The following is a 24,246-nucleotide window of genomic DNA, read 5'->3' as shown; positions in this document are numbered from 1 at the left end:
ATTTTATTATAATTAAAAAGCGATCAACCGTCAACTAAAAGCCAACAATCACAATGTTTGATTACAGATTAAAAGTTTTTCATACCGTAGCATCAAGATCAAGCTTTACCAAAGCTTCGGAAGAACTGAATATTTCCCAACCAGCCGTTACAAAGCACATTAAAGAAATTGAAAATCAATTAAATACCAAACTATTTGACAGAAAAGGGACTTCTATTCAACTGACGCAAAGCGGGAGAATTCTGTTTGAATATGCCGAAAAGATCAGAAATATTTACCGCGATCTGGAGTTTGAAATCCATCAGATCAATCAGAAACATCAGGGAAAACTGATTATCGGAGCGAGTACAACCATTGCCCAATATATTTTACCGGAGATTTTAGCCAAATTCAAATCTTATTATAAAGACATTAAAATTGAACTGATTACGCACAACACGGAAATGATTTCCGAACTGCTGAAAGACGGGAAAATTGATCTCGGAATTATTGAAGGGGAATCTCAGTCTAATTATTTTGATTATCAGAAGTTTAAAGCCGATGAAATTGTTCTGGTTGCAAAAACGAATCATCCTTTAGCCAATAAAACGCTGAATGTTAAAGATCTGTACGAACTGGAATTGATTTTAAGAGAACAGGGTTCCGGTTCTCTGGAGTTTATCCAAAACAGATTGAAGGAAAAAGGAATTGTTATTGAAAATCTGAATGTTGTAATGCAGTTGGGAAGCAGCGAAAGTATTAAACAATATCTTTTGCATTCAGATGCTTTGGCTTTCCTTTCGATTAGCACTGTTTTAAATGAATTGGAAAACAATCAATTAACGATTATTGATATTAAAAATTTCAGTATTGAAAGAAATTTTCATTTTATTCTTCCAAAAGGTGAACAATCTGAACTGATCCGCCTGTTTTTAAAATTTACCCATCAGATTTAAACGGCTTACAATTATAAAACTGTTTACACTTTTTTACCGCAAAAGATTTTAACACTTTAGTCATTTAAGTTTAATACTTAATGAAAAAAGAACACATAAGTTAAAAAAAGCTTTGATTTTTTTCTTTGCAGATTTTGAAATACTTAAAATATCCCCCTACAGCATTTTGTACCTCTTGCGGTTAAATTCAAAATTAGTTTGAACAAACATTATAACTTAAAGTTATGCGCTATAACAAAATGCAATTTACTTTGTAATGATAATTGTCGGAATTTTGAACCATCAATTTAAAATTCCCATCAATGAAAAGCTTTATCTCCAATGAAAGATCAAAGAAAATAATCTTCATATTACTGGCAGTTGTATGCCTCACTCCTATTGTTTCTTCGCCTGTTGCATTGCTTTTGGGATTTGTACTGGCGGTTTTTCTCGGAAATCCTTTTGAAAAGAGTCTGCACCGGTATATTCATCTATTGTTGCAGATTTCTATTGTAGGTCTTGGATTCGGGTTAAAGCTTGATGAGGCTCTTGAAGCGGGAAAATCGGGGTTGATTCTAACGGTAATCAGTATTTTTACAGTGATGATTCTGGGGTATTTTGCCGGAAAATTCCTTAAGCTTGAAAGACCTTTGTCGTATCTTATTTCTGTGGGAACCGCCATTTGTGGCGGAAGTGCCATTGCTGCAACTTCTCCCATCATTAAACCTAACACAAAACAGATTTCACTGGCTCTGGCTATTGTTTTTACGCTGAATTCTGTTGCTCTGTTTATTTATCCGCCCATCGGTCATTTGCTGAATCTCACACAGGAACAGTTCGGGTTATGGTGCGCCATCGGAATTCACGATACGAGTTCTGTAGTAGGAGCGGCAGGAAAATACGGAAATGAAGCGCTTAAAATCGCTACTACGGTAAAGTTAGCCAGAGCATTGTGGATTATTCCGGTTTCTGTGATCACGATGTTTATTTTTAAAAGCAAGGAATCTAAAGTGAAAGTTCCATGGTTTATCGGTTATTTTATTGTGGCTATTTTGCTGAATACGTATTTTCCTTTTTTCAGTCAGCTAAGTTCCGGAATTACAGTTGGAGCGAAGGCTGGATTAAACTTAACGTTGTTTTTTATCGGCTCTACGCTTTCTGTACAAACTTTGAAGACCATTGGTTTTAAACCTCTTGCTTTGGCTGTTTTTCTATGGATTTTCATCAGTACCGAAAGTCTGCTGTATATTTTGAATTTTGACTGATATTTGTAAGAAATCCTGATATCCTAGCCTCGATTGGAGCAATTGTCTGAGCTCATTTTTGAGATTTGGCTGCGGCAGCTTCGCTGCCGCAGCCAAATCTCAAAAATAGCGAGTGCGGAAAGCGAGAAAAAGCTCCTGAAATTTTATATTTAATTTTAATAACTTCCATCAATACAAAAACCTTCTGGAAGGTCCCAAAAGGCTTTTGCGTATTAAATGTGGAAATGTTTATTTCAGTTGAAATAATTTCTTATATAGCTTCGTTGCAGGTATAAACCTGCGGACAAGCGATGTACTGAACGCAATAGAACGGTCCTGTTACAGATCCTGAACAACTGCATCCGCATTTTGACAGATCCGGTTTTCCGCTTACGCCTCCAGTGATGTTTTTAAGATCGGCTTTTTTTAGTTTTGTTGCATTTTTCAAAAAATTTTGCATAGTGATTTGGTTTTGAGATTATACAATTTTAGTTACTTTTCAAAGTTAAACAAATATTCATTATTCAAAGCATAATTTAATACTAATTTTGATAATTTATTTATTTTGTTAGCCTTATTAAAGTTAGTAACGAAAAAACGACTGTATTATTTCTTAAACAGCTATTATTTATTCTGTGAAATCCAGATCTCTGTCGTGGGTTTCCGAAACCGTTAAGGAAGAATAGAAAGCCAGCCCGAAAACAATGATTCCGACTATTGCAGCACTTACAATAACTGAAAAATCTTTCTTGAAAAAATCGAAACCAAAGATCATTACAGGAACCAATCCGCGCACCATATTCGGAACGGTGGTGGTTGCCGTATTTCTGATGTTGGTTCCGAACTGTTCTGCAGCTAAAGTGACAAACATTGCCCAATATCCTGTTCCGAGTCCGAGCCAGACACAGAAAATATAGTATTTCGTTTCGGTATTCGTATTTCCGAAAAGCATGATGGCAACGCCAATGACGGTAAAAACCAACATATAAAAAATTGCCTTTTTTCTGGATTTTAAAAGGTGTGAGATGAATCCGCTCGCCAAATCTCCGGCAGAGATCCCGACATACGCCCACATGATGGCTTTTCCGGGGTTAAGATTTTCAATTCCCAGTTCCGGAGCAAACTGGTTGGCTAAAACCGCCAGAATGCCGATGCAAAACCAGGTTGGTAATCCTATTGCAATGCATTTTAAATATCGTATTAAACGGTCTTTATTGGTGAAAAACGACAGGAAATTTCCTTTGGAGACAGATTGGTGTTCTATAGTTTTGTAAATTCCGGATTCGGAAACGCTGATTCTGAGAAATAAAAGTAAAATTCCGAGAATTCCACCGATGATGTAAGAAATATTCCATCCTCCTGCTAATTCTACCGTTAACTGGGCTACAACGGCTCCCATTAGTCCGAAACCGGCGACAACGGACGTTCCGATCGCTCTTAAATTCTTCGGCAGGCTTTCAGAAACAAGGGTAATTCCTGCTCCGAGTTCTCCGGCGAGTCCAATCCCTGCGATAAATCTTAATCCCGCATATTGATACAGCAAATGTTCTTTGGGGAAGTACGGTAAAAATCCACATGCAATATTCGCCAAAGAATAGACTAAAATAGAACCGAATAAAACGGAAAGTCTTCCTTTTTTGTCTCCGAAAATTCCCCAGAAAATTCCGCCCAAGAGTAAACCAATCATCTGTGCATTAAGAATAAACGTTCCGTCGACATCGGGATTCAGCCCTAAAGCTTTTAAACTTGGAATTCTTACGATCCCGAATAAAAGTAAGTCGTAGATATCTACAAAGTAGCCTAACGCAGAAATGATAACAGGAATGGAAAAAATGTACTTCAGTTTTGAAGATGTGGAAAGTTCTTGCATTTTGGAGTTTTAAATTTTGCTAAAAATAAAAAACCTTCCAATTTCTTGAAAGGTTTTTATGAATTATCTTTTTCTGATTCTTATCTCGCAATATTCACAGCTCTCGTTTCTCTGATTACCGTTACTTTTACCTGTCCCGGATAAGTAAGTTCGTTCTGAATTTTTTCTGAGATGTCGTACGATAACTGAGAAGCTACTTCATCATTTACTTTTCCGCTTTCTACCATTACTCTTAACTCTCTCCCTGCCTGAATTGCATAAGCCGAAGAAACTCCATCGAAACTTAATGCTGCAGATTCAAGGTCTTTCAGTCTTTGGATATATGATTCAAGAACCTGTCTTCTTGCTCCCGGTCTTGCTCCTGAGATTGCATCAGCAACCTGAATGATCGGAGACAATAGTGAAGTCATTTCCACTTCATCGTGGTGTGCTCCGATGGCATTTACAACTTCTGCATTTTCACCGTATTTTTCTGCCCATTGCATACCTAATAAAGCGTGAGGAAGTTCAGATTCCTGCTCCGGAACTTTACCGATATCGTGTAACAGACCTGCTCTTTTTGCTAATTTTACATTTAAGCCTAATTCAGCCGCCATTGTCGCCGCGATATTTGCCACTTCTCTTGAGTGCTGTAATAGATTTTGTCCGTAAGAAGAACGGTATTTCATTCTACCTACGATTTTAATTAATTCAGGGTGTAATCCGTGGATTCCTAAATCGATGATCGTTCTTTTTCCTACTTCAATGATCTCTTCTTCGATCTGTTTTCTTGTTTTTTCTACAACTTCTTCGATTCTTGCAGGGTGAATTCTTCCGTCTGTTACCAATCTGTGAAGGGATAATCTTGCGATTTCTCTTCTTACCGGATCGAAGCATGAAAGAAGAATTGCTTCCGGAGTATCGTCTACAATAATTTCCACTCCTGTAACGGCTTCCAGAGCGCGGATATTTCTACCTTCTCTACCGATGATTCTTCCTTTTACCTCATCCGATTCGATGTTGAATACAGAAACTGAATTTTCGATTGCCTGTTCTGTTCCGATTCTCTGAATGGTCTGGATAACGATTTTTCTTGCTTCGCTTTTTGCATTAAGCTGCGCTTCTTCCATGATGCTCTGAACGTGCGCCTGAGCTCTAGTTTTCGCTTCCGCTTTCATGGTTTCCACCAATTCTGCTTTTGCTTCTTCAGCGGTGTAGTTGGCAATTTTTTCTAAAATTTCAACTTTTTTAGCGGTTGCAACGTCCAGTTCATGCTGTTTTCTTTCTAAGATTTCTGTTTTTTTAGCATAATCAGCGATTTGCTTATCCAAATCTTTCTCAAGTTTTCCGGTTTTGCTAAGCTCATCATTCAGCTTGTGCTCCTTATCCTTGATTCTTTTTTCTACTTCCTGCATTTTCTTTTCTCTTGCCTGAATGTCTGCATCGTGCTGAGATTTCAGTTCAAGAAATTTTTCTTTCGCCTGAAGGTTCTTTTCTTTCTTTATGGATTCAGCCTGTACATTGGCTTTTTCTATAAGGTTTTCGGCATTTTTCTGTGCATCATCTATAATAAATTTTGCTTTGGTATTCAATGAGCTTTTGGAGAAAAATATCCCTGCAACCGCACCGATTAATAAACAAACAACGCCGATTATAACTTCTATCATAATTTATATTGAGTTTTAATTGTATTCATATTCTTTTAATTATTTTACATAAAAAAAGCCCACAATAATCCAGAGATTGAGAGTAAACTCCTAATCAACACGATTTGAACTGATTTCCACTGTCTGTAATCCGGAGAACCGGCACGCCATTCAATGGACATTTGTTCGGTAATTGTTTAGCGTTGAGTTTACCTTTAATGTGTTAGAATTATTGTAGGCAGCTTTTTCGGGAAAAAAATCTATTTCCCTGTTTCATTATTCAACGACTGATTAATTTTCGCTAATCTTTCGTTGGTAGATTGTATTGTTTTATCGTAGTTCGCAGACACTACTTCGGCATTGGTTCCCAATTTCAGGGCGCACATCGCCAAAGCATCCTGTTTGTCTCTCACATCGAAATTCTGTTCAAAATCTTTAATCATATTCTCTATCTGCTTCCCGACTTTACGCAGGGTTTCTTCCTCTGCTGCCGGTACATTCAGCGGATATACTCTTCCGGCTATATTAATGGTTATTCTTCTTACTTCCATTATAATCCACTGTTTTGAAGCTGCGCAATGCAGAAATCTATTTCTTTTACCAACCTGTTGATGTGGTTTTTCATCAGTCGGTTATGTTCAGGATTTCCTGATATTGCCGAATAAAGTTTTATATTTTTTTGTTCTTCTGCTAATACCTGATTTTTTCTTCTTTCTTCATCATATTTCTTCTTCAGTTCGTCATGCTCAACATTTAATTCCGAGAATCTTTCACTAAGATTTTTGTAATTTTTCTGTAACTGCAAAATCTTTTTTTCTAATTCTGAAAAATTGTTTTCTAAATCTTGAAGCATTTCAGGTTTTGTATATTCTAACTATTAGCAAAAATAACAAAATATTAATACTAACAAAAATAAAACGGTCTATATTTTGCCCTGAAACAAAAAAGGAGACACAAAATGCATCTCCCTGATCTATTTTATAGTAAATTTTTATTCGAATTTCAGTACAAAGAAGATTGCTCTTGTCTGTAAAGTAGACATTGCAGAAGTCCAGTAAGGCGGTGTTGTTGCGTTATCTGCCACAATCTCGTTGTTCATGATGAAAGTTCCTCTTACGGCAGGAGTCAGTTTAAATTTATTGAAATAAAACTGAATTCCCATTTCTGCAGACCATGCAAAGTTATGCGTAGTAGATCTGAAAACCTGCTGCATATTGTCGTCTGTAGAAGTTGCATTAGACTGAAGGTTTACGATATAGTTTACCCCGGTTGCAACATAAGGTCTGGAGTTGTACCATCTGTTTCCGTGGAATTCCAATAATACAGGAATGTCTATTAAAGTAGTTTTAATATCTCTTATTCTGTCTTTATCCGTTAATTTCATCGGGATAAAAGGATCGTTCGTCAAAGTACCTGCAGCATACTGGTCGTTGGTCTGCGTATTAAAAGTAAGCTGTCTCTGCCCAAATTGTAACCCCGGTTCCAATCTTACATCCAGGAAGTCATTCAGCCTCCATTTTGCGATTAAACCTGCACCGAAACTGTAGCTTTCTTTAGATGTAACAAGATTCTGATTGTTATACATCCCATATCTTGGATTGAGAACAATACGGTAGTCTAGTCTGTTACCACTTAGATAAAAACCCCAACTGAATTTCTGCTCGTCAAAGTCTTCCAACTTATCCATTCTGTTTCGGGTTCTGAATTGCGCGTTTGCTAAAACTGCAACATTTACTGAGGCTAAAACCAGTGCTCTTGATAAAAATTTATTCATAGGTTACTTTGTTGCTTTATAAATTGTGGCTATACCTAAACTTAGTTTTTTATATTCAACTTTTTTAAATCCTGTATCTAAAAGAATTTGTCTCATCTTTTCCCCGTAAGGAAAAGCATTTACAGAATCCGGAAGGTATGTATACGCCCTGTTATCTTTGGAAACCAGTCTGCCAATTGCAGGTAAAATGTTTTTAAAGTAAAACATATACAATGGTCCCATAAACCCTTCAACCTTTGAAAACTCCAGTATATAAACACTCTTGTTATCTTTAACTACTCTTCTTAATTCTGCCAAACCTTTGGTAAGGTTTTCAAAATTCCTTACTCCGAATGCAACGGAAACTGCGTCGAATCTGTTATCTTCATAGAGTAACTTCTCCGCATCTCCTTTTTGCATGGAAATTTTGCCGTCTAATTTAAGTTTTTTTATTTTAATAACGCCAACATTTAACATTTGTTGCGATAAATCTAAACCAATTACTTTAGAGCCGGTTCCTTTTTCCACAGCAATCGCCAGATCGCCTGTTCCTGTAGCCACATCCAGCACTTCCTGCGGATTGTCTTTTTTCATCCATTTCACCAGTGTATTTCTCCACATCACATCAATTTTCATGGATAAAACACGATTCAGAAGATCATACTTCGGTGCAATATTGTCGAACATATCTTCTACCTGACTCTTTTTAGTAGCGTCGGTATTGTAAGGCGTAATTTTGGTAATATCTTTTGTCAAAACTTAAAACTTGTAATATTCGTTATAATAATTAAGGTAATCCTGCTTTCTGAAGATCTTCGATCTCGATTCTACCTTCTGGATATTTTTGATAATCTTATCATAATCTTCGTCTACATTATAATAAAAATCATCGGTAAACAGCTTACTGAAACGTCTTGCGCCTCCAAAGTAAGGTTTTCCGTCGATGATCGTTTTATCCAATGCCAAAAGTAATGAATCTTTTTTAAGATTATACCCATAATACTGATCATTAATGTAATAATCCTGATGAGCAATATTAATAAGACCTCTTATTTTCTTTACTTCAAAAGCTGAATCAAACAACAGTTTTTTATTTCTGTCGAAGACTTTTATAGAATTTTTCCCCTGATTAAGGTCTACAGAAACCGTCTGTCCTCCGGCGATTACACCTTCCGAACCGTTATTGATTTTGTAGTAAAATGTATATGGCGTAGGATTGTCTACTACGTAGTAATTTTTTTTGGCTAAAAAAAGGAAATAAATCCCAAAAGCTACGATAAACGCCACAACTGCAATAAGTAAGCCTTTTAAAGAAGGATTGTTTTTCATAAGATTGTAAAGTACAATTTTTGCAAATTTAGTAATATTTTTAATTCTCTGTTATTAATATTAATTATTAACTTTGCATCTTTAAAAAAAATCATATAAACGAATGCCGAATACGATCATTATTGGTTCTGGATCTTATCTTCCCAGCAGAATTATCGGAAGAGACTTTTTTCTAGATTCAGAGTTTTATTCAGAAGACGGGGTGAAGATTGACAAGCCTGCTGAGGAAACGATCTCAAAATTTGTAGAAATTACAGAGATAGAAAACAGAAGATTCATAGAAGATGATCTTTCCAACTCAAAAATCGGTTACGAAGCTGCAAAAATTGCTATTGCAGATGCAAAAATAGATCAGGAGGAACTGGATTATATCATTTACGCGAGTAATTTTGGAGAAGTTACCGTAAACGGATACGCAGATTTCATGCCGACAATGGCAGCGAGAGTAAAAAACAAACTGGGCATTAAGAACAGAAAATGTGTTACTTACGACATGCTTTTCGGATGTCCGGGATGGGTGGAAGCAATGATTTTAGCAGATAATTTAATTAAAGCTAAAGTGGCTAAAACTATTTTGGTAATCGGCGCTGAAACGTTAAGCAGAGTAACAGATCCGCATGACAGAAACAGAATGATCTTCGCAGACGGAGCCGGTGCTGTTGTGGTACAGGCTACAGATCAGGAAAATGTAGGAATTATTGCTCACAATACAATCTGCGATAACGGTGTGGAACTGGATTATCTTGCCAACGGACCATCCATCAACAAAGATTCTGACCAGACCCGTATTTTCGTAAGAATGCAGGGTAGAAAAATCTACGAATACGCATTGAAAAACGTTCCTGCTGCAATAAAAGAAACCATTGAAGACGCAGGTCTGTCTATTGAAGATATCAACAAAATATTAATCCATCAGGCAAATGCAAAAATGGATTATGCGATGATCGAAAGACTTCACAAGCTTTATAATGTGAAAGATTACGATCATTCTATCTCTCCAATGACGATTCAGGATTTCGGAAATTCTTCCGTAGCCACAATTCCTACCATGTTTGATTTAATAATTAAAGGAAAAATGGAGGGTCAATCGTTTAAAGAAAAAGGTAACATTGTCATGACTTCGGTAGGTGCCGGAATGAACATCAATGCTATCGTTTACAGATTTCCTTAACAATATTTAATTTAAAATATAAGAAAGCACAGGGAAATTAATTCTTTGTGCTTTTTTTAAACTTAGTTATGCAAAGAAACTTTTTTATCATTGCGGCAGTTTTTCTTTTTCTGGAAATTTATATTTACCAGGCGATCAGAACCTTAACAGACAATAACTGGATCAAAATAGGCTATTGTATCATTTCTTTGGCGGTTTACGGCTTTTTCGCTTACGAAGTTTCTCACTTCAGCAGAGCCGACCGAAGCATGATGCGCGCACAGATTATGATTTCGCTATTTCTGGTTTTTATCTTGCCTAAAATTTTCATTGTTTTGTTTTTATTAATCGATGATATTTTCAGAACCGGAAGTTATCTTATCGGACTTACCCGACCATCGGAGAACTTTTTCCCGGAAAGAAGAAAGTTTTTAAGCATCATGGGATTAGGTTTGGGAGGCGTTCTTTCAGCTCTCTTTATCGATGGAATTACATTTGGAAAATACCGCCACAAAGTAAGAAGGGTAAGAATGAATTTTGCGAATCTTCCCAAAAGCTTTAAAGGATATAAAATCGTACAGATTTCAGACGTTCACAGTGGAAGTTTTGCGGATCCGGGAAAGCTTCAGCATGCGATTGACTTAATCAACGAACAGAATCCCGATCTGGTTCTTTTTACGGGAGACATGGTGAATAATGTAGCCGAAGAATTCAAACCCTTCATTCCCCTGTTTTCAAAAATCAAAGCAAAAGACGGAAAATTTGCCGTTCTCGGAAACCACGATTACGCAGATTATGTGAGCTGGGATTCTCCGGAAGCCAAAAAGAAAAATCTTGATACCTTAATTGATTACGAAAGACAGGCCGGTTTTGATATGCTTCGGAACGAACACAGAATTATTGAAAAAAACGGAGAAAAAATATACATTTTAGGAGTTGAAAACTGGGGACTGAAACCTTTTCCGCAATTTGGAAGATTAGATGATGCCTTAAAAGGTGTTCCGGAATCTGCCGTTAAAATCTTAATGAGCCACGATCCTACCCATTTTGATTATGTGGTGAAAAAACACCCTGCAAATGTTCATTTAACGCTTTCAGGACATACCCACGGAATGCAGTTTGGTTTGGATCTGAAAAACGTAAAATGGTCTCCTGTTCAGTATAAATATCCAAAATGGGCAGATTTATATGAAAGCGAAGGAAAAATGCTGTATGTAAACAGAGGTTTCGGAGTTTTGGGATATCCCGGAAGAGTCGGCGTTTTACCGGAGATTACGCTTTTTGAACTGGCTTAAAAAATTAAAGTTTAGCGTTTTTGGTTTAAGGTTTTTAGTAAACTGTACAACCTAATTCCTGCAAGCTAAAAAATATAATCTTTCATACGGGAAGTAGCCATTTCTTTCTCGTTGATCCAACTCAGGAGGGCATCTAATTTGTCCTCCATTTTTTTGCCTGAATTCAGCCTTCTGTAAAAGGGAATATCAAACGGATATTTCTGAAAATCTGTAAACTGCCATGAATTAAGATAGATCAGAACGAAATCATCCTTTTTCAGGGTTTCGAAAACCATACTCTGGTAATACTCCATCGGAAGCATCTGAAATACAAAATCGTTATACGGAAGCTGACTGTAAGGAGAAATACTTTCCGGAACAATACTCAATCCGTCTTCCTCATTAATCTGCGTATCTCTTTTCAGACGTTTGAAAGGAAAAAGAATGTTGGCATTATCTATATTGGAAACGTAATTAAATTCCAGCAACTTTAAATCTTCCTGAGGAACTTTGATGTCTTTCTGACGAATTCCGCGAATCTGTTTTTCTAAAAATTCCTGAGTAAATTTTTTAGCATTTTCAATTTCCTGAAGGGTAGAATTTTTATTATAAAAAGCAATTTCATGCCTTTGGAATGAAATTGCTTTTATTAAATTCTGAAGTTTTTGAGCGATAGAAATCTCTACAAAGAAACTTGCTTTAACATCATGAATGTCTAAAATTCTAAGTATTGCTTTTGTATTATCCTCTGAAATTTTCAGCCTCTCTTCATCGGAAACAAACTGCTGTTTTTTGCAGTCAGCTTCAATATTCAGAATGTTAAATGTGAACAATATCATTTAAACTAAATTTTAGATAATTTTTATAATAAATTAAAAATCAGATGTTAAAATAATTCTTATTTAAATTAAAACTTGAAGTAAATTAATTTTTAGCTAATTTGATTTTCAAATTTTTAATCATGTCTTTAGTCATCTCAGAAATCCCGAAATCATAGCTTAATCCCCAGTCTTTTTTCGCTACGGAGTCATCAATTGAAGCTGGCCATGAATCTGCGATTGCCTGTCTGAAATCCGGTTTATAATCGATCTCGAATTCCGGAATTTCTTTCTTAATTTCTTCCGCCAGTTCTTTTGGAGTGAAAGACATTCCGCCCAAATTATAAGAAGATCTTACGGTAAGATTTTCTTTTGGAGCATCCATTAATTTCAGGGTTGCGTTAATGGCATCATCCATATACAACATCGGCATTCCTGTGTTTTCGGAAATAAAACTTGTGTATTTTCCTTCTTCGATGGCTTCATAAAAAATCTCAACAGCATAATCTGTAGTTCCACCACCTGCAGGAGTTTTCCATGAAATCAATCCCGGATAACGGATGCTTCTTACATCTACTCCATGCTTATCAAAATAATACTCGCACCATTTCTCACCCGCCATTTTAGAAATTCCGTAAACCGTTGTAGGATTTAGAACCACATCCTGCTCCACATTTTCTTTAGGAATTCCTTTTCCAAAAACCGCAATGGAACTCGGCCAGAAAATCTTTTGGATAAGTCCTTCTTTTGCCATTTCACAAAAATGAAGCAAAGGCTCCAGATTTAGTTTCCATGCAAAAATCGGTTGCTTTTCTGATGTACCCGACAATAATGAAGCCAAATGATAAACGGTAGTAATATCGTAGTCTTTGATCACCTGTCTTACCAATTGGGTATTGGTAACATCCATTCTTTCATAATGACCTGCCGCGGTAATTCCTTTTTGCCATCTGTCGAGCCCCGAAGCAACTACATTTTCTGCTCCGTGAATTTCAACAAGTCTGTTTGTAAGCTCGGTGCCGATCTGTCCTAAAGCACCTGTAATAAGTATTCTTTCCGTGTGGGATTTCATTTTTAACTTTTATTTGTTGATCGAAAGCAAAAGTAAATATTTTAGACCCTATCTTAAAACAAAATCGTAAATTCGAATATAAATTTTGTAAATGAAAAAGATTATTGTTTCACTTATTTTATTTTCTACCACAATTTCAGCACAATACACAGATATTACTATTGTGAAGGAGGTGAAAGTTAAAAATAAAGGAGTGGTTGTTTCTGCGCATCCGTTGGCGAGCGAAGCAGGAGCAAAAGTGATGAAAATGGGGGGAAATGCTTATGATGCTATTGTTGCCACACAATATGCACTTGCCGTTGTTTATCCGCAGGCAGGAAACATCGGCGGAGGCGGATTTTTAGTTGGCGTAAAAAACAATGGCGAAAAATTCACAATCGATTACCGTGAAACGGCGCCTAAAAAAGCAAGCCGCGATATGTACGTCGACAAAAACGGTAAAGCCAATACCGATCTTTCCCAAAACGGGAGATTAGCGGTTGGTGTTCCGGGAAGTGTGGCAGGTTTTTTTGCTACTTTAAAATACTGTAAACTTCCGATGGGCAAATTAATTCAGCCCGCCATTGATCTTGCTGAAAAAGGCTTTGCGATTACCGAACAGGAAGCTAACTTACTGAATAACAACAAACAAAATTTCCAGAAGCACAATCAGTCTTCCATTGTTTTTGTTAAAGATATTCCCTGGAAAGCCGGAGATCTTTTAGTTCAGAAGGATTTGGCTGAAACGTTAAAGTTGATTCAGAAACAAGGTCTAAAAGGCTTTTACGAAGGAAAAACAGCTGAACTTCTGGTTTCTGAAATGAAAAAAGGAAACGGAATTATTACTTCTGAAGATCTTAAAAATTATAAAGTTGCCGAAAGAAAAGCACTTGAATTTGATTACAAAGGAAATCAGGTGGTTTCTATGCCTTTGCCTTCAAGCGGCGGACTTCTTCTTGCGCAAATGCTGAAAATGGCAGCTTATGAAAATCTGGAAAAATATCAGCAAAACTCTACACAGGCTGTTCAGGTGATGGTGGAAGCCGAAAGAAGAGCCTATGCAGACAGAGCGGAATATATGGGCGATCCGGATTTTATTCAGGATAAAACTTCTTATCTGATATCTGACGAATATCTGAAAAACCGCTGGAAAAGCTTCAGTTTCAGCAAAGCAACACCGAGTGCAGAAGTAGGAAAAATAACAAAACAACCGAAAGAATCTACAGAGACTACTCATATTTCCGTTATTGATAAGGATGGAAATGCAGCAGCGGTAACCACTACTTTGAATGGTTATTACGGAAGTAAGGTTGTCGTTTCGGGTGCGGGATTTTTCTTAAATAATGAAATGGACGATTTTTCCATTAAACCGGGTGTCCCGAATATGTTTGGAGCGGTTGGCGGAGAGGCAAATTCCATTCAGCCGAATAAAAGGATGCTTTCTTCGATGACTCCAACGATTGTTCTGAAAAACGGAAAACCTTACATGGTAGTCGGAACTCCGGGAGGAACGACGATTCCGACTTCTGTTTATCAGGCTATTGTTGATGTGATCGATTTTAAGCAGAATGCTAATATTTCTGTCAATGCTCCGAAATTTCATCATCAGTGGCTTCCTGAAACGGTTGCTTTTGAAAAGAATTTCCCTGAAACCACGATTAAGGATCTGGAAAAATTAGGGTATAAGTCTGAAAAATGGAACCAGATCGGAAGAACAGAAATGATTCTGATTGATGACAACGGAAATATTCATGCAGTTGCAGATGGTCGTGGTGACGATTCTGTTGCAGTGGAATAGGTGAAGTTTTTGTAGTTAAGCTAAAAAAGCTGACTTAAAACATCTTAATTGACTGATTATTTGAGATTCTTCCTTCGTCAGAATGGCAAGAGTAAAAATAATCTGAATTTTGAGACCGTTTTTTGAGATTCTTGCTTCATTAAAATTATATAAAAATTTAAAATAATTTTGGTTTCGGCTCGGGCTTCGCCCGAGCCGAAACTATTCATGACATTTGTCATTATTTTAGAGCAAATTTCACTAATTTTCGGCTTTTAAAATCAATATTCTTGTGAAAGCAAAAAAGATTTACCACCAGCTTTATTTTCAGGTTATTATTGCGATTGTTGCAGGAATTCTTTTAGGAAGATTTTATCCTGAACTTGGTGAAAAAATGAAACCTTTGGGCGACGGATTCATCAAACTCGTGAAAATGATTATTGCTCCGGTGATTTTCATTACCCTCACATTAGGAATCGCGCACATGACTGACCTTAAAAAAGTGGGCAGAATTGCGGTTAAAGCGATGATTTATTTCTTTACGTTTTCAACGTTGGCATTGGTTATCGGTTTGGTGGTAGGAAATATCTTACAGCCGGGTCATGGTCTTAATATTGATCCTTCTACCCTTTCGGGTGATGTTTCTCAGTATCAGCAAAAAGCTCATGAAACGACTTTAACGGGTTTTATTATGAATATTATTCCGGAAACGCTGTTCAGTCCGTTGGTTGGAGATAATATTCTGCAGGTTCTTCTTGTTGCTATTTTAATGGGCGTAGCTTTGGTTTTAACGAAAGAAAAAAGCCAGAAAGTAACGGATTTTTTACAGGATCTTTCTACTCCGGTCTTTAAAATTGTGCATATGCTGATGAAACTGGCGCCGATCGGAGCTTTTGGAGCGATGGCTTTTACCATTGGAAAATACGGACTTCATTCGGTTTTGAATCTGATTTTTTTGGTGGGAACGTTTTATATAACTTCTGCATTGTTTGTGGTTTTGGTTTTAGGCGCTGTCGCCTGGTACAACGGTTTTAATATTTTTAAGCTGATGTATTATCTGAAGGAGGAGCTTTTGCTGGTTTTAGGAACGAGTTCTTCAGAATCTGCACTTCCCGGAATTATGGAAAAGCTTGAAAAAGCAGGCTGTTCAAGAGCGATTGTCGGTTTGGTGGTTCCTACAGGATATTCTTTCAATCTCGACGGAACCAATATTTATATGACGCTGGCTTCGCTTTTTATTGCCCAGGCTCTGAACATCCATCTTCCAATTGAAAAACAGATCATTCTTCTTTTGGTTGCCATGCTGAGTTCTAAAGGTGCAGCCGGAGTTACGGGAGCGGGATTTGTGACTTTAGCAGCAACATTAGCGGTGGTTCCTGAAATTCCGATTGCCGGAATGACGCTGATTTTGGGAATCGATAAGTTTATGAGTGAATGCCGTGCTTTAACCAACGTAATCGGAAATTCTGTTGCAACGGTAGTGGTTGCCAACTGGGAAAAGCAACTGGATAAAGAGCAACTGCACTATTGTCTGGATCATCCGAATGAAGTGGAAAAAAAGCTGGAAGTTTAGCCTGACATTGTTTAATCTGAAACAGATTTAGTTTTACAATGACTGCCATTTTAGCCGCGATTGAGCGGCGTGTCTGAGCTCTTTTTTGGATTCGGCGGCTGCTTCGCAGCCGCCGAATCCAAAAAAAGCGAGTAGCGAAAGCGCGAAACAGCTCCTAAAATTAAATAGATAACAATTCCTTTTTTACCGGAATGACGGTTTTTAGATTAAAATTCTTAAGCTTGATGGCTTAACTTTTACATGAACCGGAGATTTTATTTTGTTGAATTCTCCGTCGAGATGCCAGTTTTTGGTATTCACCTTAAATTCTATTTCGGAAACAGGCAAATAAGTAATGTAATCGTCCTGTTTCAGTTTTTTGGTAAACATTCTGAACGCAAAAAGCATGGAATAGAAGAAAGGAAATTTTTTGACCAGAACCATATCTACCAAACCGTCACTTTTACTTGCATGAGGTGCGATGTAGGCGTTGTTTCCAAACTGTCGTGTGTTGGCGATGTTCACCATTAAATATTTCCCGTTGTACTGCTTGTATTTTTCGTCAAAAAACTTCAGTTTGATTGGCTTGTAGCTGAAAAAAGTTTTAAAGGAAACTTTGATGTAGTTTTTAAATCCCCGCGTTGTTTTTTCAAATTCCTTTACGACTTTACCGTCGAATCCGGTTCCGGAAACATTAATGGAAAGTCTTTCATTTACTGTGAACGTATCAATTTTTCTGGAATTTTTGGTTCTGATCTTTTCCAGCAGTTCGTCCAGATTTTTGCTGAACTGGGTTTCGTTGGAAAATCCGTTTCCGGAACCTGCCGGAAAAATCGCCAGAATTTTTTCTGTGTTGATGAGATTTCTGGCTACGGTAGAAATGGTTCCGTCGCCTCCAATGGCTACAAAAATATCAACATCATTAAAATGATCCTGAATAAACTGATCGGTTCCGGGAATGGATTCCGAGATGTAATACAAAGGATCTTTCACCTTTGCTTTCAGTTCGTTAAGAAACGGCTGATAATTTTTTTTCGCCGAAAAAGGATTGATGATGAAAGCGACTTTTTCCATTAGTGCAAAAATAAAAAATGCTCCCGATGTGGAAGCATGATTGTTATTTAATTTTCATTCTTTTCATAAATTCTGGAGTAAGAGTTCCTTTAAGCTCTGTCCAGGAAACAGGGATTATAATATCTCCTGCTGCAAAAGCTGTAATTTCGTACGGACTGTAATGGAAATACAGGTTTTTGTCATCGAAATAAAAATTTTCCGTTGCCGGAATTTTGTCTACCAAAAGCATTTCAGAATTATTAACTTCTCCTTTATCATCTGTTGTTCCGCTGTTGGTTTTGTTGATATTTTTCATTAAAAGGGCTTCCAGTTTTTCTTTCGGCATGGAAGTGATGTCTTTTAATTCTAATTTTTTATTGTTTTGAAGATCAAAAACTCTTTCGGAATAACCATAATTATCGTGCGCTCCGCCTTCATATGAAGCCCAAAAGTATTCTATCTGCAGATAATCGTTGATATTGGATTTTACTTTCATTCCCGTATCCGAATACCATTCCTGAGAAAATGAAATATCTGAAATCCAGTCTTTTGAATCTTTTCTGATGTTATTAAAATATTCGTTTTTGCTTTTCTGAAGGTAATTCAGCAATCCTTCTCTGGAAAAATCGCCAATATTTTTTTCTGTAAAATAAATGCTGTCTAATAATTTTTTATCCTTTACGGTCGGGAACAGCAACATTTTGGAAGTATATTTAACGGTTAAAGAATCGCTAAGCTTAGTCGAATCGCTGATTTTCACGGAATCTACTGTAAACTTTTCGGGAGCTGCAACTTCTGTTTCATTTATATTATTGCTTTCCGTCTTTTTACAGGCAGAAAAGACAAAGAAAGTTGAAAGTGCTAAGACCGCAATGGTATTTTTCATAATTCTGATTTTCCTTCTTCAATGCAAAAACCATTCAAATAATGAATGGTTTGAGATTATTTTTGAAAAAAAATTTAATTACTGTTTTTTTACAAGACTGATGACCTGATTTTCCTGTTTGGAAGCCACTCCCCAAATCTGTTTAAAAGCCGGATAATATTCTTTCTCATAATTCGGACTCTTAACTTTGGTGGTGGAAATTACTTCGATCTTGTTTCCTTTTTGCTCAGCAATATAACTGTATTCGATTTCTTTATCGTCGGTTACGATTTTTTTGTTTTTCGGCATTTCTTCAATGGCATATCCTTCCGGAATTTCCAAGACTATTTTCTTAATTCTTGTGAACGGCGAAGTAAAATCGATAAGGTATTTTCTTTCTTCTGTCTGATCGAATTCATTTGAGTTTTTATTTAAAAACAACATCGGATTGATAATCATTTTCTTTCCGATCCTGTCGATTAAATTTTCGGAAGAAAACTTCATGGTGCTTTCAAAATCACCGTTTTCATGTACTTTTGAATCGATATTGGTAAAGTCTATCGCAAAATTATCTTTATACTGCTTTTTGTATTTCTCTGCATTATCGTCATAGCTCTCTTTTGCAAAAATAGCATACGTTCCTGTGTCTTTATCGGAATAGGTTCCCGAAATGCTTCCGTCTGCATTAATTTTTGCCTCCGCCGTAAGATAGGTAAAACTTGTTTTTGCATTGATCATGGATAATTGCTGAACTTTGTCTTTATTCATCAAAATTCCGAACTGGTTCCAGTCTCTTGGCGGTAACTGATCGATCGAAGACTGCTTTGAAGTCGCATCATACAAATGAAAGCCATCTTTTGTCTGAACAGCAGCAATTACAAAATTCATGTTGGAAACATTGGGTGAAGCGATGTTAATAAAACCGTTGCTCACCGTAGAAATCGTAAGCGGATCTGCTTTAATTCCGGCTTCACGAAGCATCATGACTAGAAAAAGGTTGATTTCTGCCGCATTTCCGGTTTTTGTTTCCAGCATTTTTTTGATACCGTCTTCTGTATAAATTCCTCTGTCTTTGTTCCATGTAAAGGTATTTTTTACATAATCAAAAACAGCATTGGCTTTTTCTATCTCTCCTGAAATTCCTGAAATATTTGCAGGCATATTGTCTTTTGCCAGTCTTGTTTTCTTTAATTCTCCTCCGAAATCTTCATTTTCATACAACCTCTGCTTAATCTGTTCCCACGACGAAGAATACAATTTAAGTTCTCTGAAGTTTGTAGAATGAAGCTCTGCACCAATTTTGGTTCTGTAATTTCGGTCGTTATTTACAAATTTTTCTGTTTTAAATCCTTTTACGTTTTCAAATCCGAAGCGGTACGTTCTGTAATTCATTCCGTACATCATTCTTTCATCGACTTCTCTATATTTAGGAGTAAGAAAACCTGTGTAATTCACATTATAGGCAATATTTGAAGGGCTGTCTAAAACATATTCCGTGTATAACGACGGTGTATCTGTTTCAATCATGATTTCCGGAACCACATAGAGAAACGGAGAAGTCACTTCATACTGGTATTCGATAACAGAGCCGTTTTTTACATTCGGGAATGCAAATTTTGTGATGGAGACATATTTGCTCTCTTTACTTTTATATTTTGAACTTTTATCAACTTTTGTAGCTACGGAAGTACCGTTTTCCAGATTGTACGTGAAAGCTTTTACCTTAGAAATGGTCTCCTGATCGCTTCCGCTTTGGTATAACGGAATTTCAAGATTCAACCAGTCTTCTGCTTTGTCCTTATCATAAATTTTCACCCTATAAAAAGTTTTTTTCACAAGATTTCCGGTATTATTATCAATGCTGAAATGCAGCGATTTGAATAAAATTTCGGCAGGTGCATTTTCATCCAGCGCTGATTTCTGCTTTGAAAGATCTGCATCATTAAATTTAGGATAATTAAGAAATTCATGCTTCTGAGCTTCAATAAATATCAAATTCATTGAACAGAAAGCCACTAGAAATATTTTTTTCATGTTAAATTTTAGAAATTAAAATTTTTGAGTTGTCGATGTTAATGGTTTTTTTTCTGAAATTAACGTAATCGTTATATTTTTCTTTAGGATAAAGTCCTTTATTGATTCTTATGGTTCGGCTGACTTTCAGTTCTTCGCCATTTTTTACAAAACTTAACTGATAGGTTCCGAATTCTGAATTTAAGGTCACATTCTCGGGAAGTTCCTCTATTTTATAGTTTTTAGGAAGCGCAAAGTTGATTTCATATTCATCCTGAAAAGACTGTCTTAATTCAAAAGGCAATTCCCTGTTTTCGTCTGTTTTGTAAACATTGTTTGAATAAATAGGTACTGCTCTGAAAATGATGCTGCTTCCTGCGTTTTTAGAATAATTATTGGCTTTAAAATCAAGATCAAATTTTGCAACGGCATTGTCTTTATCGTTCAGGAAGTTTTTCATTTCAATCTTTTCAAAATGAAGAACATCCAGAAGATTTTTTATGGCTTCGTTTCTTTCTTTTGGTGACATCGTTGCCAGAACGAGATTGTTATCATACTGAATTCCCGTGTACGCAAAATTACCTTCGCCGGAAATACTGTTGTCTTCATTAAGCTTTATTTTTAAAAGCTGTTTTTCTTTGCTTTGGTCTGCTGCATAAACCGGAGTATCAATTAATTCAATTCCGTTTTTTCTGATGGAAAGCACATTTCTTTCTGTGGTTCCGTAACTTAGGTGGTTAAAAGCTATTTGTTGAGATGTATTTTCCAGCCAGATATTTCCTTTTTCTGCAGGAACCATCAGAATAACATGGTTTCCTCCCATTTTGGGAAAATCTTTATCAAACGAAACCGGAGAGGAGCCGGAATTGATCACCGAATAATAAGACGGAATTCCGGCTTCATCCAGTAAAGTTTTCATGTAATTCGTTAATCCTTTGCAGTCACCATATCCTTTTTTCTGAACCTCATCCGGAAGCATCGGCTGCCAACCGCCGATTCCCAAGGCTACAAAAATATACCTTGTCTTGCTCTGCATATACTGATACAGTTTTTTTACCTTTTCTTCGGTTGTTCCCTGTAAATTCAATGCTGCGACTTCCGCTTTAATTGCAGGCGTTGATAAAGAAACCGGCTGTAAAATGCTGTTGTAATACCAAGATCCGAACTCACCCCAGTTGTTTATACTCCCCTGTTTTCCTTCAAGATTGAATTTTGTTAACGCAAAACTTACTTTTGGCAAAATTTTTATCGGTTGGGGAAGCAAAAAAGCATCATCAATAGCCGGAACATTTTTATAAGAATATATTTTTTCTCCTGCATTATCGCTTTCTGTAACTGAAGTATAGTTATAAGCCGAAGGATATGTTTTTGTTTTAAGCTCGATGCCTGATTTGTTGATGATCTTCATCTGAGCTTCTTCCAATGAAATATTGGTTGATCTGAATGGAATAAAATCCGGCAGGAAAACCGTGTTTTCATCTGCGATCTGATAAGAAAATTCCACGGTGTAAGGATATTGCGTAGGCGTATAAGACAAAGCCATCACTCGGTTATCCGAATAGAAAGTTCCCTGATTATTATTGGCAAAATCCCCAAAATCTGATTTGGAAAATGACTTTATTTTCTTTCCGGATTCATCGTAAATATTTACCTTGATGTCTGAAATACTATTGCCTTTTTCATAAGGAATATAAATCTGCGCATCGGAATCGCCGTCTTTATTCAAAACAGTGGTCACCGTATAATACTGATATCTGATATCATCAATTTTATTAACCTGAATCGTCGTAAGATCTTTCCTGATCACCGCATCTGCATTTTTCTTCAGATTCTCAGGAATAGCTGAAACCGGAAAATTTTGTGAGTAGTAAAAAGAAGCCATCGAAAGCGCTCCAATACAAAGTATTTTCATCATGGTTATTAAAATTTAGCAAAAATAATGAAATCTTATAACTGTGAAAACTTTTTTTTATTGTATTAAAAGCTCTGTAGTAAAAATGGAAAAGACTTCATTACTGAAGTCTTTTCGTTAGTTTTTAATCAAACTGATTACCTGATTTTCGCTATCTGAAATAATTTTCCAAATTTGTTTGAAAAGCTCATAGTATTCTTTAGGATAGTTCTGACTTGCAACATTTACTTTAGAAGTAACAATAAGTTTATCATTTATAATTTCAATATTGTAGCTAAATAATATTTCCTTACCATCTGTTGAAATTTTCTTAGGCTTTGGAAGATCTGCAACTTTGTATCCGTTAGGAATGTCTATTTCAACCCTCTTTTCCCTTGAAAATGCAGAAATAAAATCTATCTGATTTTTTCTTTCTTCTTTTTGATCAAAATTTTCATTACCTACATTTAAAAATAATAATGGATTTAAAATAATTTTACTCCCTACAACATCCATTAGGTTGGCACTTGAAAAATTCAATTTGGATTCAAAATCCCCATCTTCCAAAAGCTTTGTTTCAACATCCTTGATATTTGTATTGAATTTTGTTTTAAAAGATTCATTATATTTATCCTTATTTGTATCAAATTCGTCATAAGATTCAATAGCATAAAGTCCACTTTCTTTTTGTGTAAAAGTCCCAGTAATTTCAGATTTTTCAAGATTTAAATTTGCTTTAATTATCAAATTCTTTTTACTTATATTTGTATTTGAAAAAGATAAATCTGTACCTTTTCCATCTTCTATTAAAATTCCAAAATCATTCCAGTCTTTTAAAGGTAAAATATTAACTTTAGAGGCAAAAGAAGTTGCATCATAAAAATACATCTGATCATTAATCTTAAGTGATACTAAGACATGATTCAAATTACTCAAATTTGCCGAAAAAATATTCAGGATTCCATTATCAACAGTAGAAATTAAAAGCGGATTTGCATCTAAACCAACATCCCTTAAAAGAGCAATTAATAAAAGATTGATATCCGCCGAATTTCCTGATTTTAATTTAATTACCTGTCTTAAATTTTGACTAGCAAAAATTCCATCTTTTTTGTTCCACTTGTAATTGTTTTTGACAAAATCAAAAATTTTATTTGCTTTTTCAAGAGGATTATAAATATTTTTAATATTTTCAGGCAGGGCATCTCTTATCCCATTACTTTTTAAATAGCCTCCGAATAGATCACTATTATTTAAATTTTCGGAAACTTTATTCCAGCTTTCTGCAATATTATAAGAAAAGTATTTTGTTGTATATTTAGTTAATTCTGGTCTTATACGTGCTATATATCTATAGTTGTCTTTAACAAATAATTCTTTTGGAATTGACATCATGTTTTCATACCCAAAATTGTATACTTGAAAACTACCTCCTGTTTGTTGCTCAGTAGTACTGAAGTTGTATTTAGGTTTGATAATATTACCAGTACTGTTGAAACTATAACTCATTGAAACTGGATGTTCAAAATTGTATTCCTGATATACAATAGGAATGTCATATTGTAAATCATATGCTAAATTAAAAAGATTATTACTTTCTAATTTATAACTGTATTCAATTACTGAACCATCTAATATATTTGGAATAGCTAACTTAAATACTTTTAATCCTTTTACTAAATTTTCTTTTAGCTGATCTCTCTTATTAATCAATGTTTTCTCTACTTTTCCATTCTGAAGATTATAAACTGTAAGCTGAAATTCTGCTAAGCTTTCATCATCAGTAATCGGAATTTGAATATTCAGCCATCCTTCTGCATTTTTTTTATTATATATTTTTACTTTGGAAAAGAATTTTTTTGTTACCAAATACCATCCTGAAGGAGCTACACTATAACTCATACTATTGTAAAGAATCTCCGCAGGAGCGTCTTTTTCTATGGCTGATTGTGTTTTTTTTAAGTCTGCCTCGTCAAATTTAGGATAATTAAGAAATTTATGTTCCTGAGCAAAGCAAATAGCTGTAATAAAAATATAAAGCAGATTTAATTTTTTAATTATTTTCAT

Annotated in this window: 21 protein-coding genes; 6 read left to right on the top strand and 15 right to left on the bottom strand. The window is 35.7% G+C overall.

Features of this window, described 5'->3' with window-relative positions:
• The first annotated feature begins 53 nt into the window (after positions 1-53).
• Both BW951_RS12645 and BW951_RS12640 read left to right on the top strand, forming a co-directional pair.
• The gene (locus BW951_RS12645) at positions 54-935 is read left to right on the top strand and encodes a LysR family transcriptional regulator (protein ID WP_076393332.1); all 882 of its coding nucleotides are present in this window, start codon (positions 54-56) and stop codon (positions 933-935) included.
• A 302-nt stretch (positions 936-1,237) separates the two neighbouring features.
• Positions 1,238-2,179: a YeiH family protein gene (locus BW951_RS12640; protein WP_076393330.1), complete on the top strand. Its 942-nt coding sequence runs from the start codon at positions 1,238-1,240 to the stop codon at positions 2,177-2,179.
• 250 nt (positions 2,180-2,429) lie between these two features.
• Here the strand turns inward: BW951_RS12640 and BW951_RS12635 are convergent, their stop codons facing one another.
• The 8 genes from BW951_RS12635 to BW951_RS12600 form a co-directional block, all read right to left on the bottom strand.
• The gene (locus BW951_RS12635; RefSeq protein ID WP_076393328.1) at positions 2,430-2,618 is read right to left on the bottom strand and encodes a hypothetical protein; all 189 of its coding nucleotides are present in this window, start codon (positions 2,616-2,618) and stop codon (positions 2,430-2,432) included.
• A gap of 168 nt (positions 2,619-2,786) precedes the next feature.
• On the bottom strand, positions 2,787-4,028 hold the full coding sequence (locus BW951_RS12630) for an MFS transporter (RefSeq protein WP_076393326.1): 1,242 nt from the start codon (positions 4,026-4,028) through the stop codon (positions 2,787-2,789).
• Positions 4,029-4,108: 80 nt separating this feature from the next.
• Entirely contained in the window at positions 4,109-5,674 is a 1,566-nt protein-coding gene (rny, locus tag BW951_RS12625; protein WP_076393324.1) for a ribonuclease Y, read from the bottom strand.
• Positions 5,675-5,913: 239 nt separating this feature from the next.
• Complete coding sequence (locus tag BW951_RS12620; RefSeq protein WP_076393322.1) at positions 5,914-6,204, bottom strand: cell division protein ZapA; 291 nt, start codon at positions 6,202-6,204, stop codon at positions 5,914-5,916.
• Positions 6,204-6,506 (bottom strand): hypothetical protein, encoded by a 303-nt coding sequence (locus BW951_RS12615; protein ID WP_076393320.1) that lies wholly within the window; start codon positions 6,504-6,506, stop codon positions 6,204-6,206. Before BW951_RS12615 ends, BW951_RS12620 begins: the two co-directional genes overlap by 1 nt.
• A 138-nt stretch (positions 6,507-6,644) precedes the next feature.
• A complete protein-coding gene (porT, locus tag BW951_RS12610) occupies positions 6,645-7,427 on the bottom strand; it encodes a type IX secretion/gliding motility protein PorT/SprT (protein WP_076393318.1) in 783 nt (260 codons plus the stop codon).
• 3 nt (positions 7,428-7,430) lie between these two features.
• Positions 7,431-8,162: a bifunctional demethylmenaquinone methyltransferase/2-methoxy-6-polyprenyl-1,4-benzoquinol methylase UbiE gene (gene ubiE / locus BW951_RS12605; RefSeq protein ID WP_076393308.1), complete on the bottom strand. Its 732-nt coding sequence runs from the start codon at positions 8,160-8,162 to the stop codon at positions 7,431-7,433.
• 3 nt (positions 8,163-8,165) lie between these two features.
• Positions 8,166-8,735: a hypothetical protein gene (locus BW951_RS12600; protein ID WP_076393306.1), complete on the bottom strand. Its 570-nt coding sequence runs from the start codon at positions 8,733-8,735 to the stop codon at positions 8,166-8,168.
• Positions 8,736-8,838: 103 nt separating this feature from the next.
• On the opposite strand from BW951_RS12600, the gene BW951_RS12595 reads away from it, so the two are divergent.
• Both BW951_RS12595 and BW951_RS12590 read left to right on the top strand, forming a co-directional pair.
• Positions 8,839-9,906 (top strand): 3-oxoacyl-ACP synthase III family protein, encoded by a 1,068-nt coding sequence (locus tag BW951_RS12595; RefSeq protein WP_076393304.1) that lies wholly within the window; start codon positions 8,839-8,841, stop codon positions 9,904-9,906.
• Between the two features lie 68 nt (positions 9,907-9,974).
• Positions 9,975-11,180, top strand: coding sequence for a metallophosphoesterase (locus BW951_RS12590; RefSeq protein ID WP_076393302.1), 1,206 nt, complete (start codon positions 9,975-9,977; stop codon positions 11,178-11,180).
• A gap of 65 nt (positions 11,181-11,245) precedes the next feature.
• Here BW951_RS12590 and BW951_RS12585 read toward each other — a convergent pair whose 3' ends face one another.
• Together BW951_RS12585 and BW951_RS12580 are read right to left on the bottom strand one after the other, a co-directional pair.
• Entirely contained in the window at positions 11,246-11,998 is a 753-nt protein-coding gene (locus BW951_RS12585; RefSeq protein ID WP_076393300.1) for a polysaccharide deacetylase family protein, read from the bottom strand.
• A gap of 85 nt (positions 11,999-12,083) precedes the next feature.
• Positions 12,084-13,049 (bottom strand): NAD-dependent epimerase/dehydratase family protein, encoded by a 966-nt coding sequence (locus tag BW951_RS12580; protein ID WP_076393298.1) that lies wholly within the window; start codon positions 13,047-13,049, stop codon positions 12,084-12,086.
• A 91-nt stretch (positions 13,050-13,140) separates the two neighbouring features.
• Here BW951_RS12580 and ggt point away from each other — a divergent pair, with 91 nt between their 5' ends.
• Entirely contained in the window at positions 13,141-14,826 is a 1,686-nt protein-coding gene (gene ggt, locus BW951_RS12575; RefSeq protein ID WP_076393296.1) for a gamma-glutamyltransferase, read from the top strand.
• Between the two features lie 271 nt (positions 14,827-15,097).
• Positions 15,098-16,378 (top strand): dicarboxylate/amino acid:cation symporter, encoded by a 1,281-nt coding sequence (locus BW951_RS12570; RefSeq protein WP_076393294.1) that lies wholly within the window; start codon positions 15,098-15,100, stop codon positions 16,376-16,378.
• A gap of 201 nt (positions 16,379-16,579) precedes the next feature.
• On the opposite strand, the gene BW951_RS12565 is transcribed toward BW951_RS12570, so the two are convergent.
• The 5 genes from BW951_RS12565 to BW951_RS12545 form a co-directional block, all read right to left on the bottom strand.
• Positions 16,580-17,431, bottom strand: coding sequence for a diacylglycerol/lipid kinase family protein (locus tag BW951_RS12565; RefSeq protein ID WP_076393292.1), 852 nt, complete (start codon positions 17,429-17,431; stop codon positions 16,580-16,582).
• A gap of 43 nt (positions 17,432-17,474) precedes the next feature.
• Positions 17,475-18,296, bottom strand: a complete 822-nt coding sequence (locus BW951_RS12560; protein WP_076393290.1) for an RsiV family protein — start codon at positions 18,294-18,296, stop codon at positions 17,475-17,477.
• A gap of 78 nt (positions 18,297-18,374) precedes the next feature.
• Positions 18,375-20,309: a transglutaminase-like domain-containing protein gene (locus BW951_RS12555; RefSeq protein ID WP_076393288.1), complete on the bottom strand. Its 1,935-nt coding sequence runs from the start codon at positions 20,307-20,309 to the stop codon at positions 18,375-18,377.
• Between the two features lies 1 nt (position 20,310).
• Positions 20,311-22,203: a DUF3857 domain-containing protein gene (locus tag BW951_RS12550; protein WP_076393286.1), complete on the bottom strand. Its 1,893-nt coding sequence runs from the start codon at positions 22,201-22,203 to the stop codon at positions 20,311-20,313.
• A 114-nt stretch (positions 22,204-22,317) separates the two neighbouring features.
• Positions 22,318-24,246: a transglutaminase family protein gene (locus tag BW951_RS12545; protein ID WP_084196429.1), complete on the bottom strand. Its 1,929-nt coding sequence runs from the start codon at positions 24,244-24,246 to the stop codon at positions 22,318-22,320.

This window comes from Chryseobacterium gambrini (assembly GCF_900156825.1).
In the GTDB taxonomy this organism is placed as follows: Bacteria; Bacteroidota; Bacteroidia; order Flavobacteriales; family Weeksellaceae; genus Chryseobacterium; species Chryseobacterium gambrini.
Note: the sequence above shows the minus strand (reverse complement) of the source record. Positions and strands in the feature narration are given on the sequence as shown.

Bases quoted from the DNA above. Each gene is read 5' to 3' on its own strand.
- BW951_RS12645 (WP_076393332.1), top strand. From the start codon at position 54: ATGTTTGATTACAGATTAAAAGTTTTTCATACCGTAGCATCAAGATCA.
- BW951_RS12640 (WP_076393330.1), top strand. From the start codon at position 1,238: ATGAAAAGCTTTATCTCCAATGAAAGATCAAAGAAAATAATCTTCATA.
- BW951_RS12635 (WP_076393328.1), bottom strand. From the start codon at position 2,618: ATGCAAAATTTTTTGAAAAATGCAACAAAACTAAAAAAAGCCGATCTT.
- BW951_RS12630 (WP_076393326.1), bottom strand. From the start codon at position 4,028: ATGCAAGAACTTTCCACATCTTCAAAACTGAAGTACATTTTTTCCATT.
- rny (WP_076393324.1), bottom strand. From the start codon at position 5,674: ATGATAGAAGTTATAATCGGCGTTGTTTGTTTATTAATCGGTGCGGTT.
- BW951_RS12620 (WP_076393322.1), bottom strand. From the start codon at position 6,204: ATGGAAGTAAGAAGAATAACCATTAATATAGCCGGAAGAGTATATCCG.
- BW951_RS12615 (WP_076393320.1), bottom strand. From the start codon at position 6,506: ATGCTTCAAGATTTAGAAAACAATTTTTCAGAATTAGAAAAAAAGATT.
- porT (WP_076393318.1), bottom strand. From the start codon at position 7,427: ATGAATAAATTTTTATCAAGAGCACTGGTTTTAGCCTCAGTAAATGTT.
- BW951_RS12600 (WP_076393306.1), bottom strand. From the start codon at position 8,735: ATGAAAAACAATCCTTCTTTAAAAGGCTTACTTATTGCAGTTGTGGCG.
- BW951_RS12595 (WP_076393304.1), top strand. From the start codon at position 8,839: ATGCCGAATACGATCATTATTGGTTCTGGATCTTATCTTCCCAGCAGA.
- BW951_RS12590 (WP_076393302.1), top strand. From the start codon at position 9,975: ATGCAAAGAAACTTTTTTATCATTGCGGCAGTTTTTCTTTTTCTGGAA.
- BW951_RS12585 (WP_076393300.1), bottom strand. From the start codon at position 11,998: ATGATATTGTTCACATTTAACATTCTGAATATTGAAGCTGACTGCAAA.
- BW951_RS12580 (WP_076393298.1), bottom strand. From the start codon at position 13,049: ATGAAATCCCACACGGAAAGAATACTTATTACAGGTGCTTTAGGACAG.
- ggt (WP_076393296.1), top strand. From the start codon at position 13,141: ATGAAAAAGATTATTGTTTCACTTATTTTATTTTCTACCACAATTTCA.
- BW951_RS12565 (WP_076393292.1), bottom strand. From the start codon at position 17,431: ATGGAAAAAGTCGCTTTCATCATCAATCCTTTTTCGGCGAAAAAAAAT.
- BW951_RS12560 (WP_076393290.1), bottom strand. From the start codon at position 18,296: ATGAAAAATACCATTGCGGTCTTAGCACTTTCAACTTTCTTTGTCTTT.
- BW951_RS12555 (WP_076393288.1), bottom strand. From the start codon at position 20,309: ATGAAAAAAATATTTCTAGTGGCTTTCTGTTCAATGAATTTGATATTT.
- BW951_RS12550 (WP_076393286.1), bottom strand. From the start codon at position 22,203: ATGATGAAAATACTTTGTATTGGAGCGCTTTCGATGGCTTCTTTTTAC.
- BW951_RS12545 (WP_084196429.1), bottom strand. From the start codon at position 24,246: ATGAAAATAATTAAAAAATTAAATCTGCTTTATATTTTTATTACAGCT.